At 59.5% G+C, this 15,334-nt stretch carries 12 protein-coding genes; 7 read left to right on the top strand and 5 right to left on the bottom strand.

The annotated features are described in order from the left end of the window. The first annotated feature begins 100 nt into the window (after window positions 1–100). On the top strand, window positions 101–874 hold the full coding sequence (locus ICA15_RS26815) for an AraC family transcriptional regulator (RefSeq protein ID WP_210555205.1): 774 nt from the start codon (window positions 101–103) through the stop codon (window positions 872–874). 137 nt (window positions 875–1,011) lie between these two features. Continuing rightward, a complete protein-coding gene (locus ICA15_RS26810; RefSeq protein ID WP_150595402.1) occupies window positions 1,012–1,299 on the top strand; it encodes a hypothetical protein in 288 nt (95 codons plus the stop codon). A 119-nt stretch (window positions 1,300–1,418) separates the two neighbouring features. Here the strand turns inward: ICA15_RS26810 and ICA15_RS26805 are convergent, their stop codons facing one another. From ICA15_RS26805 to ICA15_RS26795, 3 genes are all read right to left on the bottom strand, one after another. Continuing rightward, complete coding sequence (locus tag ICA15_RS26805) at window positions 1,419–2,963, bottom strand: class I SAM-dependent methyltransferase (protein ID WP_210555206.1); 1,545 nt, start codon at window positions 2,961–2,963, stop codon at window positions 1,419–1,421. Between the two features lie 289 nt (window positions 2,964–3,252). After that, on the bottom strand, window positions 3,253–5,634 hold the full coding sequence (locus ICA15_RS26800) for a DUF3772 domain-containing protein (protein WP_150605009.1): 2,382 nt from the start codon (window positions 5,632–5,634) through the stop codon (window positions 3,253–3,255). Between the two features lie 71 nt (window positions 5,635–5,705). Beyond that, entirely contained in the window at window positions 5,706–6,164 is a 459-nt protein-coding gene (locus ICA15_RS26795) for a metallophosphoesterase family protein (RefSeq protein ID WP_210555207.1), read from the bottom strand. A gap of 211 nt (window positions 6,165–6,375) precedes the next feature. Between ICA15_RS26795 and ICA15_RS26790 the strand changes: the two genes are divergently transcribed. Both ICA15_RS26790 and ICA15_RS26785 read left to right on the top strand, forming a co-directional pair. Then, window positions 6,376–7,731, top strand: coding sequence for an MATE family efflux transporter (locus ICA15_RS26790; protein WP_210555208.1), 1,356 nt, complete (start codon window positions 6,376–6,378; stop codon window positions 7,729–7,731). A 132-nt stretch (window positions 7,732–7,863) separates the two neighbouring features. Continuing rightward, complete coding sequence (locus ICA15_RS26785; RefSeq protein ID WP_210555209.1) at window positions 7,864–8,436, top strand: TetR/AcrR family transcriptional regulator; 573 nt, start codon at window positions 7,864–7,866, stop codon at window positions 8,434–8,436. 29 nt (window positions 8,437–8,465) lie between these two features. Here the strand turns inward: ICA15_RS26785 and ICA15_RS26780 are convergent, their stop codons facing one another. Then, a complete protein-coding gene (locus ICA15_RS26780) occupies window positions 8,466–11,192 on the bottom strand; it encodes a beta-glucosidase (protein ID WP_210555210.1) in 2,727 nt (908 codons plus the stop codon). Further along, window positions 11,189–11,431: a hypothetical protein gene (locus ICA15_RS26775; protein WP_191627730.1), complete on the bottom strand. Its 243-nt coding sequence runs from the start codon at window positions 11,429–11,431 to the stop codon at window positions 11,189–11,191. The genes ICA15_RS26780 and ICA15_RS26775 overlap by 4 nt, the downstream gene beginning before the upstream one ends. Window positions 11,432–11,992: 561 nt before the next feature. On the opposite strand from ICA15_RS26775, the gene gspE reads away from it, so the two are divergent. From gspE to gspG, 3 genes are read left to right on the top strand one after another with little or no spacing between them, the layout of a single operon-like run. Continuing rightward, entirely contained in the window at window positions 11,993–13,693 is a 1,701-nt protein-coding gene (gspE, locus tag ICA15_RS26770; protein WP_210555211.1) for a type II secretion system ATPase GspE, read from the top strand. 1 nt (window position 13,694) lies between these two features. Beyond that, entirely contained in the window at window positions 13,695–14,897 is a 1,203-nt protein-coding gene (gspF, locus tag ICA15_RS26765; RefSeq protein WP_210555212.1) for a type II secretion system inner membrane protein GspF, read from the top strand. A 9-nt stretch (window positions 14,898–14,906) separates the two neighbouring features. After that, complete coding sequence (gene gspG, locus ICA15_RS26760; protein WP_150618227.1) at window positions 14,907–15,332, top strand: type II secretion system major pseudopilin GspG; 426 nt, start codon at window positions 14,907–14,909, stop codon at window positions 15,330–15,332. Window positions 15,333–15,334: the final 2 nt, after the last annotated feature.

Raw genomic sequence — 15,334 nt, 5'->3', positions numbered from 1 at the left:
AGTTGCGCCGATGCACTGCGTCACTCGACACGACGCAAACGTTGCTGCAATCTGCAGGCGACTGCCCCATGGCCGACCTGTGAACAGGGAGAAACCTTCGATGCACAACGCGTTTTCAATTCTGTGCCAGGACGGTCAAGGCAATCGCCCGCAAACGCTGGAAGCGCTCTTGGCCGGCGCGGCGCCGCTGTTGCCGATGCTCGACCTGATTCCAAATGCGGCGATTTTCATCAAGGACGTTCAGGCCCGCTACGTGCTGGCCAACCGCACGCTGGTGCAGCGTTGTGGCTTGAAGGATCTGCGACCAATGCTCGGCAAAACCAGCGCACAGGTCTTTCCGGCGCAACTGGGGCCGGGCTACACGGAACAGGATCGCAAAGTGCTGGAGGAGGGCTTCGTGCTGGAGGATCAGCTCGAACTGCACTTGTACGGCAGCCGCGAACCGGGTTGGTGCCTGACCCATAAACACCCGTTGTACAACGGCGACGGCGCGATCATCGGTTTGGCCGGGATCTCGGTCGATTTGCAGTCGGCCAGTGAAACCCATCCGGCCTTCCAGCGGCTTGCCGCGGTAGACGACCACATCCGCAAGCACTTCAATCGTCGCGTCACGCTGGGCGAACTCACTCGGATTGCGGGCATTTCAGTGGCGCAACTGGAGCGCTACTGCAAACGGGTATTCCATTTAACGCCACGACAGATGATCCAGAAAGTGCGGCTTGAACACGCCCATCGACTGTTGCATACCGACCTGCCGATCACCGAAGTTGCATTGCAATGTGGCTACACCGATCACAGCGCCTTCACCCGCCAGTTCAAGGCCTCGACCGGTTTCACCCCGCGCCAGTACCGCCAGGCCACGACCTCCGTGTAGGAGCTGCCGAAGGCTGCGATCTTTTGATTCTGTTTTTACAGTCAAGAGATCGCAGCCTTCGGCAGCTCCTACAATGGGGCGCGTTCAGTGCAGCTAGACTGAATGAGTCACAACCCTCATGCGACAGGAGCAACGCGATGATCGGAACACCTCGGCACCGATGCTCGCAGTGGCTCTTGCCTGCGCTCATCGTTTTCAGCCTGACGCTGAGCGCCGGCTGCTCGAACCGCAAACACTATCCGCCCTCAGGTGTGGGCGACAGTTGCTACGCCAAGGCGTTGCCGACGGTGGGCGAGGGCGGTCTGGCGTGGGGCTCAAGCCTGAACATGGCGCGGCAGAAATCCATGAACAACTGCATTCGCTATGCCGGGCGCTCAGGCGGCACGCCGAATACTTGTCAGGTGGTGTTGGCAAAGTGCAAATGATTTGAGCTGCGAAGAAGCTAATGCGGTTGCCGCGAATGAAACCGAGCCTGTAGTGACAAAAAAAACCGGCCTCTTCAGCCGGTTTTTTCATGAGCGATACTTTTGCGCGGGTGTGCCTGTCAGACGATGTTCAACGCTCTGAGAATCACCAGTTTGTTACTGGCAAACACTTGGGCACTCAGCGTCAGTTCAGCGACGTTCTCTTGGGCGCTGGCCAGCGGCTGGCCGTCCCTGACGAGGACTTCGCCTTGTTCACCGAGGATGGCCCACGCCAGTTGTGCCCATTCGGCGGGTTGTTCCTGGCCATGCTTGATCGATATCAGGAAGAGCTGTTCGAAACGGCTGACGGTGATGCCGCCGCCGGTCACCGGGCTGGCCAACACCTGGATCTTGTCGTTCAGCAGCGAGCGTTTGCACAGTTCCAGGTTCAGGTCGTTGCAACGCGCCTGCACGCCTTTCTCGGCGGCTTCGCTCTGGCACGGTGCCACGGCATTCATGCCGATCAGTACGTTCAGCGCCTGCAGCACATCGTCAGAAGCCAGCGAGGACGCGGCGGCTGACAACTGGCGCAAGGTTTTCGGGGCATAGTCGTTGGCTGCCAGCGCTTCAAGTACCGGGCCGTAGATCTCCGTCTGCAGCGAGGCTTCACCCGCAGGGCCGCGAACGTGGACAGGTACGCTCTCTGGCGCTTGCAGCAGGATGAATCGGGTATTGAACAATGTCTGGCGCTGCTCTGCAGTGGACAGCCGGGTGGCGCCGCGCACGTAGAGATCACGACGGAAACTCTGATTGACGAAATAGTCACGCGCCTGTTCGCGCATGATCGGATGCTCGATCCCTTCCAGGAAATCCATGCCTTCGGGTCTGAGGTTGAGCGGGTCGACCGAGTCCAGCGGCACAGCGGTGGTGACGTAGTCGAGTTTGGCGGGGGCCATGGCGTCGACCACGTCAGTGAAATACATGCAATCCCAGCTGCGATTGAAGTATTCATGGGCGATGTACTGGCGATTCTGCCCCTTGATGCTCTGAAGTTTGGTATCCAGATTCGGCGCTGCGCTGGCGTAGTTGGGATTGGCGGCCAACAGCGCTTCAGAGAATTGCAGAGCGGCGTCAATACGCTGATCCGGGCCGGCAGACGCGGACTTGGTGAAGCGATCATGCAAGCTGAACAGGTTGCGCAGTGGCGCTGCAGGCGACCAGCCGGGGAAGCAGTTGTAGCTGACGTACAGCATTCCACCCGGTTTAAGATGGCGACGGGCAAACTCGACGATCAGTTGCTGGTTGTCGCGACTGACCCAGGTCCAGATGCCATGCAGGCTGATGCTGTCGAATTGCGGCAAGTCATCGCGGGCCAGCAGTTGCGCGAAGCTGTCGTCATACAGCCGCGCGTTGCTGTTCCAGTCGCTCGCGAGCGTACTGGCAAAGGCGGCCTGAGACGGCGTGAAGTCTGTACCCACATAGGAACCGGGGTTGGCGGCGGCATGGATATTGATCGAAACGCCTTGGCCGAAGCCCAGTTCGCAATGATGGCTTTCGCTCGATTCCAGGCTGGCAAAGCCGCGCAGCAACAAGCAATAACGCTGGAAGACAGGATTGATTTCCCGGCTATAGCTGTAGGTGTAGCCTTCGTCGGTGAAATACCCTTCGTTCCAGGTGTCGCTCATGTTCGTGTCCTAATATTTCGTGACTGAAAGGCTGGTTTTATAAGGGCTGGTGATTACGTGCCACAAGGACAAAATGCGCGTGAGTATTTCTATTCGTGTCCGCATTGTGGCGAGGATTCATCCCCCGATGGACTGCGGAGCAGGCCCCAGTCTCTAAATGGCCTCATCGCGAGCAGGCTCACTCCTACAGTGATCGGCGTCAGGTAAAGATTCTTTAGACACCCGGCAACCTGTGGGAGCTGGCTTGCCAGCGATAGCGGCGCATCAGCCAGCGAAAAATCGAATCTGATCAAGCACTCGACGCCGGCTTCGCCAGCGCAATCCCCGCCGCGCCCAACCGCTTGAGCACCTCGAACAGCAAATCACTCTTGGTCACCCCGACAATCCTCGGGCTGCCCACATACCCCGTTACCGTCAACGTAATCCCGTCCGGCGACAAATGGCTGAAGCGCACAAACGGCGCCGGCTTGTCGAGGATGTTTTCGTTCTCGCGGTAGGTGTTGAGGAGAAGCTCTTTGACCTCCTCGGGATCGATATCCAGTGGGAACATCAACTCAAGCGATGCCACGCCCTGGGCACTGCCACCGAGGGTGACGTTGCGCAGGTTCTGCGAGATCAGTTGCGAGTTGGGCACGATCACGATCGAGCGGTCGCTGAGCTGGATTTCCGTGGCGCGCACATTGATCCGGCGGATGTCGCCCTCGACGCCGCTGATGCTGATCAGATCGCCGACCTTCACCGGGCGCTCGGTGAGCAGAATCAGGCCCGAGACGAAGTTCTTCACGATCTCCTGCAAACCGAAACCGATGCCCACCGACAGTGCGCTGACAATCCACGCCAGATTGGTCCACTGCACGCCGAGCGACGACAGCGTCAGCAAGATCACCAGCGCGTAACCGATATTGGAAAACAGCGTGCTCAGCGATGCGCACATGCCCGGATCCATGTCGGTCTTGGGCAGGAACTCGTTGTCGAGCCAGCGGCGCAGGGCACGGATCAACCAGATGCCGATCAGCAGTGCCAACACGGCATTGAGCAGATGACCGGGGACAATGTTCAGCTTGCGCAATCCGGCGCCGCCGAGGATTGCCATGATGTTGCTCATCAGTTGTCCGAACGTAGTGCCAATGCCGCCGACAAACAGCGAAATAACCGCAAACAGTAACAGCATGGCGCGGCTGAAGCCGGACAGCACAATCGCGATCTGATCCAGCCGTCGATCCCCCATCCCGAACAGATGCTTGAGCGCTTTGCCGCTCGAATGCCTGGGCGAAAACGCGTACTCGCAACCGTCCTTGACCACTTGAATCAGCATGTAGAAGCCCGACAGCACGATATATGCCCACACCAGCTCATACGTGACAAAACGTGCCAACGACACATAACCGGTCAGCAGTGCGATCGTTGAGACAAACATCGAAATACTCGCCGCCGTGTAAATTACCCCGGCAAATGTACTGCCCGCTTGTGGATCGTTGGCGGCGATCAACACCTTGCGCACTTTGCCGACGCGCAACAGCATCGTCACAATAATCGCCATGACCACTATGGAGATCACCCCACGCCCGGCCAACACGATCTGGCTGCTCATGGCCGTAGCGTTGCCGACCAGCACCAGCGTCACCAACACCAGCAATGTGCAGGACAGGATGCGCGGATAAGGCTTCAGCGCCAGCGCCACTTCATCGGCAATCGCTGGCAAACGCCACGACGGATGCTCCGTTGCCAACAGCGCGCGGCTCAAACCTGTGATCAGCACACAGGCATAGACGACTTTCTCGAACTCTTCGGAGAACGTTGTCAGCACTGGCACCAACGGCGCGTGCCGAGTCAGGGCGTAGAACATCAAATGCAGGGCGAGGGCGGTGGTGGCGATCGTCGCCAGCGCCGTTGCAAACGCAAGTGCACTGCGGCGCAAGCGCCCCTCGGGCATGCGATGAATACAAGCCCACGTCAGCCCTCGCTCGGCCAACCGCCGTCCGACCGTCCACACCAGCCATGCCAGCAACATCAGCACCAGCGTGAAAAAGTACTCACCCGGTGCCCATACCGTCGCCCAGATTTTGCGGATCTGGTCGGAGAAATAGTTGAAACGCTGGGCATCACTCTCTGAAGGATTGACCAGCGGCGCCCAGAAATCCGGATTCAGCACGCTCAGTGTGCGCAGCGTCAATTCGCTCTCAAGCAACGTGCGGCGGATACCGGCGATCTGCGTGATCAAATCCGCCGCATTCTGTTTCAACGCCGCCAGACTCTTCAGCGTGCCATCGACCTTGTTCTTCTGCTCCGTCAGCGCCGCCCGCTGCGCGACGATATCTGCCTGCTCCGCCGCCGCCTGGGCATCCGGTGCCGCACCCAACACCCCCAACTGCACCGCCAACTGCGCCTGCTGCGGCAACAACGACGCCGACAACCGATCAACATCCAGAATAAAAGCCTGAACCCGATCCTGCGGCCCTTCGAGCTGATTGAAATTGTTCGCCGACGAAATCTGCTGCTTGAGCGCATCGAGACGCTGTTGCAAGGCTTGCAGATCACTTTGATTAATCACCGGCAGCGGCGCCGCCGCTGTCGTTGAAGGCGCCGGCAGATCCGCAGCCCACAGCGAGAAACTGCCGGGAACGAGCAGCATGAAAGCGACCAGAAACAACGACTTCATCGTGTTACGCATGGGTGGACGGGCTCGAAGGGAACACACAGCCTATGAGGTTAGGTGATCGAGCCGGATGGGGTGGAAAAGTTTCACGGGAGGAGGTGGATCAACTGCGGTTCCAGTGCGTCTGCACGCACGTCGAGCAGGGCCAGAGTCACGGGGAGTTTGAAACGACGGCGACCGGCGCTGCCGGGGTTCAGGTACAGGCGGTTGTCGCGCCATTCGATTAACGGCTTGTGGGAATGGCCGGTGATGATGAGTCGGATGTTGGCGGCGAGGTGTGCAGGGACGTCGGCGATGTCGTGGATCAACAGCGTTTGCCAGCCGTTGAGATCGAGGCTGAGGTGGTCGGGGATATTGGCAGCCCATGGGAGGTTGAGGTCATTGTTGCCGCGCACGGCTTGGACGGGGGCTATTTGGGATAGCCGATCAAGGATTTCGGGACTGCCGATGTCGCCAGCGTGGAGGATGAGGTCGCAGCCCTGGATGGCGGTGAGGGCTTCGGGACGCAGGAGGCCGTGGGTGTCGGAGATGATGGCGGTTTTCATGGGGGGAGATTAGCAGGGAATGAGTGGGTGTTTTTGGCGAGAAGCAGGCATTGGACTGCAACCGTATCTCCTGCCATGCGCTTCATCGCACGGCAGGTCAACTTCTGGCTTACATCGAACGGCTCTCGTATCATCCTCGATGATCCGCCCACCGCCGCTTCAACCTACGCTTTCACCGGTATGCCTGCGCCTTGAATCTTCGAGCATCAACATGACCACTTACCATGCCAGGTTCACGGAGGGGCCTGTCAGCAGACATGTATTGAGCATGGCAAGCACCAGCGCACTGGGCTTGCTCGCCGTATTCCTGGTCGACATCCTGACACTGATGTACGTGTCGATGCTCGACGATCAAAGCCTGCTCGCGGCCGTGGGGCTGGGCAAGACGCTGATATTCATCAACGGTGCGGTTTCCTCCGGACTGGTGATCGGTGCCAGCGCGTTGCTTTCCGAACGTATCGGCCGACATGCTTCCACAGCGTTGGCCAGACTCACCAGCCACATGCTGATCATGGCGTTGGTGCTGTCAGGCTCGATTGTCCTTGTGGAGTTGCTTTTCGCGCTGCCTCTGGCGCGATTGCTGGGTGGCAACCTGGCGGTTTATCAGGATGCACGGCTTTATATGTGGACGGTTGTGCCCTCCAGCCTGCTGATTGCCGGGACACAGATGTGCGTGCAGATGCTTCGCGCTCAAGGCCAGGTGAGGCTGGCGCTCGGCGTTTTGCTGGCGGGGGCGGTGACGTTGGCGGTGGCCGATCCGCTGTTCATTTTTGGCCTGGACATGGGCCTGGAAGGCGCCGGTGTTTCATCCCTGCTGGCGGCGGGGACGTCTTTGATCCTCGGCCTGATTCTGGTCAAACGGCACATCGGTTTGTCGGCGCTGATCAATCTTCGGTTACTGGCGCTGCACACTCGCCGTACTCTGCGAGTCGCGCTCCCGGCGATGGTGGGAAATCTGGCCATGCCCGTGGGCATCACCTATTTGATGGTGGTGATGGCGGGCGTGGGTACGTCGGCATTGGCCGGGATGGCGGTCGTCGATCGAATCCTGCAATTTGGCTACTGTGTGTTCTTCGCCTTGCCGGGGGCGTTAGTGCCAGTGATCGCGCAGAACCTGGGGGCCGGGCGTGATGACCGGGTCAAGGCGATTGTGGTCTTTACCCGCCGCTGCGTCGTCCTTTATGGTGTGACGCTGTGGTTTTGCCTGGCGTTGGCGGGGCCTTGGATCGCCGATTATTTCCATCTGGTCGACGCGGGCCGAGCGCTGTTCATGGCGTTCTGTCAGATCGGTGCGGGGCTCTGGATTGTCTTCGGACTGGACTTCGTCGCGCAGTCGATGTTCCTGACAATGAACCGTGCCTGGTGGGTGCCGGTGTTCGGCTGGATTCGCGGAACCCTGGGAACTCTGCCGTTCGTGTACGTCGGCGTCCATGGCTTCGGTGCCAGCGGCGCGGTGATCGGCATGTGGACAGGCAACACACTGGTGGCCATTGCCGCAATCGTGACGGCCTCGTTTGTAGCGCGAGGATTTTTCGCTCGTCGCGCGCAGGCGTCGCAGTTGCATTGAACCCATACATTCACCGCAGCTGAACCGGCCGTGGTGGCGCAGACTTTTTAACGGATTTTTATGGCAGTCATGGACACTCAAAACCCACTGCAAGCGCAAAGCCCCAAACGTCGGCGCGCACCCAAAGGCGAAATGCGCCGCATGGCGTTGCTCGATGCCGCCACCGAGGTCTTCGCCCGGGACGGTTATCTGGGCGCGTCGATGCGTGATGTCGCGGATATCGCTGGCATCACCACGGTCGGCTTGCTCCACCATTTCCCCAACAAGGTCGCACTGCTGCGAGCACTGCTTGATCGTCGCGATGAGCGAGTGGTTGCTCGCTTTGGTGATCTGGCCACCGCGCCGACGCTGGAAGGGTTTTTGCAGTTTCTGCGATTGAGCATGAGTTTTAGCGTCGAGGATGCGCGCGAGTGTCAGGCATCGGTGATGATCAACACCGAAAGCCTGTCGGAAAAGCATCCAGCCTTTCCCTGGTATAAGGAAAAGTTCGATATGGTCCATGGGCATGCCCAGGCGCACCTTGGGTCATTGCAAGAAGCGGGGGAGATTCGCCAGGACGTGGAGGTGAAAGCGCTCGCCCAGGAGATTTTCTCGATGATGGACGGGCTGCAAATCCAATGGCTGAGAGGGCGGGCCGAAGTGGACGTGTTGAACGTCTTTGACGGCTATCTGCGCCGTCTGGCCGCCGATCTCAAAACGCAGTAAAAGGCTCATCCCTGAGCCTCATGTGACGGTCAGTACGTTTGCGAAGCCGATACTTGCACGGCTTTGCGCAGTGGCACTGGCAGCGGGTTGCTGTCGCGGGTGGTCAATTGCTCCGGGTACAGCGTGATCAGAGTCTGGCTCAGGGCCAGATCCTCTGAGTCGGTACCGACGCGGATCTTGAACTTGCCGGCATCGACGTTCCAGCTGGCGGTGTTATCCACGTAGTAAGCCAGCGAGCGCGAGTCGAGCGGGATGCTCACAGTCTTGCTCTCGCCAGGCTGCAGATACACCTTGGTAAAGCCCTTCAGTTCTTTTTCCGGACGGTCGACCGCAGGTTTCACCGGTTGCACATACAGCTGCGCCACTTCGAAACCGGCCTTGTCGCCCTTGTTGGTCACGGTGAACTTCACGTCAACCGTGGCGCCCGGCGTCAGCACATTGCTCGACAACTTCAGATCGCTGTAACCGAACGTGGTGTAGGACAGACCGTAACCGAACGGGTAGAGCGGCTTCGTGTGTTTCTTGTCGTAGCCGCGATAGCCCAGGTACAGGCCTTCGCTGTAGGTCAGTTCGGTCAGGGCGTTGTCGCCGCGATAAGCTGCCGGATCCGGGTAGGAGGCGTAGCTCGGGTTGTCCTCGATCTTCTTGTCGATCGTCACCGGCAGTTTGCCCGAAGGGTTGACCTTGCCGTAGAGAATCTCGGCCAGGGCCTGGCCACCTTGCTGACCCGGGAACCAGGCTTGCAGGGTCGCGCCGACTTTCTTCGCCCATGGCTGCATGTCCGCTACACCGCCACCGTGCATCACGACGATGGTGTTGGGGTTGGCCTTGGCTACGTGCTTGATCAGTTCCGCCTGTTGATCCGGCAGTTCATAACCGTGGTCGGAGCCTTCGCCTTCGTTCTCATAGTTGGTGCCCGCAGCCACCACGACGGCATCGTACTTCGACAAATCCTGTGGCGGACGCAGCGCCGCCCAGCTCATTTGCACACCGGCAAGACCACCCAGCGCCGGGGTGAAGTTGCCTTGTACGCGTTGGTATTCGAGCTTGACGGTGTATTGCTTGCCGGCGACCAGGTTGGCGGTCTTGCCCGAGGTGGTCAGCGCATTGACCACATCGGCGGAGTACGGCACGCCGTCGCTCTGCACCACGAGCTCATCGTTGACCCACAGCTTGTATGGACCGTCCGCGCGAATCTTGAAGACCTGAGAGCCGGAAACCACAGGCTTGATCTTCGCGGTGAAGCGCGCCGAGAAATTGCCGGCGGTTGGGCTGAAACCTGCGACTGTGGTGGTGCCGGTATTGGTTTCGTTGGTGCTGGTGGTCCAGTTGAAATTCACGCCTGGCTCGACACGGGTCTGCGCCGGGGTGCCGGAAAAGCTGGTGTTGGCGAAGTATTCGGCCTTGACCCCGGAGTTGCTGATGTCGCTGCTGCCGGTGGATGGCTGATACCACACCGAACTCTTCGGATTCAGACTCATCTCGGACAGATAAGTGACGTTCGAGCTGCTCGAAGCCAGTTGCTGCAGGCCGCTCAGTTCAGTCACGTAGCTGTTCGGCGGCGAGTTGGCGGTACCGAACGGCGAGGCCGGCGCCTGGTTGGCCCAATCACCGATAACGGCGACTTTGGCGGTTTTCGCCAGCGGCAACAGCGGCGTACCAGCGCTGGTTTTCTCGTTGCGCAGCAGCACGATCGCCTCACGCGCAGTGTTCAACGCAGCGCGTGCACCGTACTCGGGATGGTCGAGGGTCTTGGCGGTGTTGAGGTTTTCCTGGAAGTCGTAGCTGACCACGGCACGCAGGTTGCGTTTGACCTTGTCGTCGATGACGTTCTGGGTCAGTTGCCCGCTCCACACGTACGGCATCAGGTTGGCTTCGGTGAATTGCAGGCCCGACGGCATGTCGATGTCGGTACCGGCCCACGCGCCTTTGAACGCATTGTGAATGGCGTTGAAATCGCTGATCACGGTGCCCTGATAGCCCCATTCACCCTTGAGCACCTCGGTGATCAGGTGATGGTTTTCGCAGGCGTAGTCGCCGTTGACCTTGTTGAAACCACACATGATCGAGGCGACGTTGGCGTTCTTGACCATCGATTCAAAGCCCGGCAAGTACATCTCGCGCAGGGTACGTTCGTCGGCGACGATGTTTACCGCCTGACGGTTGGCTTCCTGCTCGTTGGCCAGGTAGTGCTTGCCGCTGGCCTGGATGCCTTGGGCCTGGATCGCGTTGACGATGGCCGGCGCGAGTACCGCGCCGAGGAACGGATCCTCGCCACTGACGTACTCCGCCGAGCGACCGTTGTAAGGCGTGCGATAGAGGTTCACGCCCGGGGACAACATCTGCTGGCCGCCGGAGATCTTCGTTTCATAGGCAATCGCCAGGCCGAACTCCTTGGCGCGGTTGATGCTCCAGGTCGCGGCGAGTGCCGACTGCGACGGGTATTGCGCGCCGAAGGTGGCGTTATTGACGTGCACGCCCATCGACGAGTCATACGCCGTAGTGCCCTTGATGCCCCATTTGAGCAGGGACGGGATCATGTGACCGTCGTTGACGCGGGTGAAGTTGATCTTTTCGGACAGGTTCATGTTGTCGAGGATCGAACTGACGCGGGCTTCGACTTCGTTGCCGGTGGCCGGCGTGACGGCGGCGAGCGCGAGATTGGCCTGGACGATACTGAAGGTCAGCACGCTCAAGCCAAGGGTGTGTTTGAAGGCTGACAAGGCAAAAGTCCTGTTGGCGTTGGTCGGGTTCATGGTTGCTGGACCTGCGCGGGAGCGTCATCGGTTTCCACGGGTGCATCGAGCAGGGTGCCAACACCGTTTGGCGTGGCAGGGGCGAGGGCGGCGGCGCCGGTCAGCTGATCGCGCTTGGCCTCGATCTGTTCACGAAGCTGTTGATCCGCGTTACCGCCGTTCGACGAAGAGGAATAATCCGCTGCCATGACGGGCAAACTTTGCGCGCACAAAAGTACTGCGCCCATAAGGGGCGACATGATTCGAAGCATCGATCAGTTCTCGATTGGTGAAGGAAGCGTTAATGCACGACTGCAAACTTGTAGTCTTGAAATCGCACATAAGTCCGAAGCATGCACATGAAAGTTCAATACTCGCAAAACTATTTTTTCAAATGGGAAGTGAAGCGAAGGAAAAGCGACGTTCGGGCGTTGTTTTCGATACTGGCAAATTGATAGGTTTTTGGTATTGATAGCGCGTACCTACAGTAAATTGGTTTTTAAATGCCATCAATCATCGGCGTTATGCGTTAAAGCGGCGTTTTTTACGAAAAAGAAGCAACAAAAAACCACATCATAAACCTAGTTGCAATTAGGTTTAGTGCTCTGATAAGCTTTCCCGGCACTCAGTTTTCAGTCAGTTGCACACGCCTTTTATGGGCTGAAATATCAACGGAAAAATCCCTTTAAATCTTTCACCAGCCGTTTTGGTGATGCGCTAATTACAGATAAGTTAATGATCGATCGATTTCACCCAGTGTCTTCAAGAGCCTGGTTATTTCGATCGTTAGTTGTTTGTGCCCAAGAGAAACCAACAGTGTGATGCAACTTCCTTCGCAGTCCGCAATATGCCAATGGTTGGTCGACAATGCCGAGGTCAAGGCGTCTGACGTCAATCGCGCGCGCAAACTGTGCCTGGCTGAAAGTGGTCGCGAAGAAGAGGTGCTGCGCAATCTGCTGCGTCTGGGCAGTGTCCGTGATGATCAGGCGGTCGAGGCTTACGCGACGTTGCTCGGCGTGCCTCGTCTGCAACTCGATGAAGCCTCTTGGGACATCGAGCCATTGATGATCGGCAGCGAGCGTTTCCTGCGCCATCACGGCCTAGTGGCAGTGGCAGTGGCTGCGGATGCCGCAACGGTGACGGTGGTCGCCAGTCCGCCGCTCAGCCAATACGCCCTGGATGCCATGGGCTACTGCGCGAGCAAAAGTGTGTCGTTGCGGCTGGCGACAGCCGCTGATGTCAACACGCTGATCGAGCGTCTTTACGGCCAGGGCCGCAGCGCCATGGATGCGTTGATCGAGTCGCTGGACGAAAACGATGGTGCCGAAGATGACATCGAACACCTCAAGGATCTGGCCTCCGAGGCGCCGGTGATTCGTCTGGTCAACCTGATTCTGCAGTGCGCGGTGGAACAGCGGGCGTCGGACATTCATATCGAACCTTTCGAGAGCCAGCTCAAGGTGCGCTATCGCATTGACGGAGTGCTGCATGAAGCCGAAGCGCCGCCATCGAGTTCATCCGCTGCGATCATTTCGCGTTTGAAAATCATGGCGCGGCTCGACATCGCCGAGCGGCGTTTGCCCCAGGACGGTCGCATCATGTTGCGCATTCAGGGCAAGGAGCTGGATTTGCGCGTGTCGACGGTGCCCACCAGTTTCGGCGAGTCGGTGGTGATGCGCCTGCTTGATCGGCGCACCGTGAGCTTCGATTTCCCCAGTCTGGGCATGGACGGTGAACGCCTGAACAGCTTCCTCGACGTGCTCGAAAGTCCACACGGCATCCTGCTGGTCACCGGTCCCACCGGCTCCGGCAAGACCACAACGCTGTACACCGCGCTATCCCGGCTCAACACGGCCGAGCGCAAGATCATCACTGTCGAAGATCCGGTCGAGTATCAGCTCGAAGGCATCAACCAGATTCAGGTGAAACCGGCCATTGGCCTGGACTTTGCCAATGCGCTGCGCTCCATCGTGCGTCAGGACCCGGACGTGATCATGATCGGTGAAATGCGCGATCTCGAGACCTGCCGCATCGCCATCCAGAGCTCGTTGACCGGCCACCTTGTGCTCTCGACCCTGCACACCAACAGTGCGGCGGCGAGTATCACCCGGCTGCAGGACATGGGCGTCGAGAGCTACCTGATTGCGTCCACGGTCAAAGGCATCCTGGCTCAGCGCCTGGTGCGCCGCCTCGATCCGCAGACACGGATTGCCTTCGAAGCACCGCCGCAAATGATCGCCGAACACGGGCTTGAGCAGTTCACCGACCAACGACCGATTTTGCTCTATCGCGCGGATACCACGGCGATTGGTGGCGGTTATCACGGGCGCAGCGCGATCACCGAACTGTTGGTGATGAACGAAGAACTGCGCTCATTGCTGATGCGCCAGGCCGATGCCGCCACCCTCGAACAGGCCGCCCGGCGCGGCGGTCTGCGTACCTTGTACGAAGAAGGTTTGCGTCAGGCGGTGGCCGGCATCACCTCCCTTGACGAGGTGCTGCGCGTTACGCGCGGCGACTGATATGAGCCATTTCAAGTACCGCGCACTGGACGCCGATGGCGTTTCTCGACAGGGCAGTCTGGAAGCCGCCGATGAAGCGGGCGCAATCACTGCGCTGCAAAAACGTGGCTTGTTGTTACTCAGCCTCGAAGCCTGCGCCGATGATCGGCTGACGGGATCTTTGCGGCGTGGCGTACTGAATGGCGCCGCACTGGTCAGCTTCACCCAGCAACTGGCGACATTGTTGGGTGCGGGCCAACCGCTGGAGCGCGCGCTGGGCATTCTGCTCAAGCAGGCCACCGATCCGCGGCGCCGAGCGTTGCTGGAGCGGGTGCGTGAGCAGGTCAAGGCCGGTAAACCGCTGAGCCAGGCACTGGAGGAAGAGCACGGCCAGTTCTCCGGTTTGTACATCAGCATGATGCGCGCCGGTGAGGCGGGCGGTTCGCTGGAGCACACCCTGCATCAGCTTGCCGATTATCTGGAGCGCAGCCAGACACTGCGTGGCGAAGTCATCAATGCGCTGATTTATCCGGCCTTCCTCATCGTCGGCGTATTGGGCTCGCTGGCGCTATTGCTGGCGTATGTGGTGCCGCAATTCGTGCCGATCTTTCGTGATCTCGGCGTGCCGATTCCGCTGATCACCCAGACCATCCTCGTTCTCGGCGAATTTCTCAGCGCCTATGGCCTGCTGGTGCTGGCAGCTCTGGTGATGGCGGCGTGGGGCATCGCTGTCGCACGCCGTGATCCGCAACGCCGCCAACGTCATGACCATCGTCTGTTGTTCATCAAGGTCATCGGCCCGTTGTTGCAGCGCATCGAGGCCGCTCGGCTGGCGCGCACGCTGGGGACGTTGCTGAGCAATGGCGTGGCGCTGTTGCAAGCAATGATCATCGTCCGCGAGGTGTGCGGCAATCACGCCTTGCGTGCCCAGGTCGAGCAAGCCACGCAGCGGGTCAAGGGCGGCGGCACGCTGGCGCAGGCTTTCGGCGAACAACCGCTGCTGCCGGAACTCGCCCTGCAAATGATTGAGGTCGGCGAACAGGCCGGCAATCTCGACGCCATGTTGCTCAAGGTCGCCGAGGTTTTCGATGTCGAGGCCAAACGCGGCATCGACCGTTTGCTCGCGGCCCTGGTGCCCAGTCTGACCGTGGTCATGGCCGTGCTGGTCGCGGTGATCATGCTCGCCATCATGCTGCCGCTGATGAGCCTAACCAGTAACATTTGAGGAAAAAACATGTCCCGTCCAAACGCTGCCGGCCGTCGTCGGCAAGGCGGTTTCACCCTGTTGGAAATGCTCGCGGTCATCGTCTTGCTCGGCATCGTTGCCACCATTGTGGTGCGCCAGGTTGGCGGCAACGTCGACAAAGGCAAGTACGGCGCCGGCAAGGCGCAACTGTCCAGCCTGAGCATGAAGGTCGAAAGCTACGGTCTCGATGTCGGCAGCCCGCCGGCCAACTTGCAGCAGTTGCTGCACAAACCGGCCAACGCGGTCGGCTGGGCCGGGCCGTACGCCAAGCCTTCGGATCTCAAGGATCCGTTCGGCCATGCGTTCGGCTATCGCTACCCCGGTGAGCACGGCAGTTTCGATCTGATTTTCTACGGTCAGGACGGTCAGCCCGGTGGGGACGCCTACAAGGCCGACCTCGGCAACTGGGAATAACC

The organism is Pseudomonas sp. P116 (assembly GCF_020149425.1).
Classification (GTDB): domain Bacteria; phylum Pseudomonadota; class Gammaproteobacteria; order Pseudomonadales; family Pseudomonadaceae; genus Aquipseudomonas; species Aquipseudomonas anatoliensis.
The sequence above is the reverse complement of the archived record's forward strand: the minus strand, read 5'-3'. Positions and strand labels throughout refer to the sequence as shown.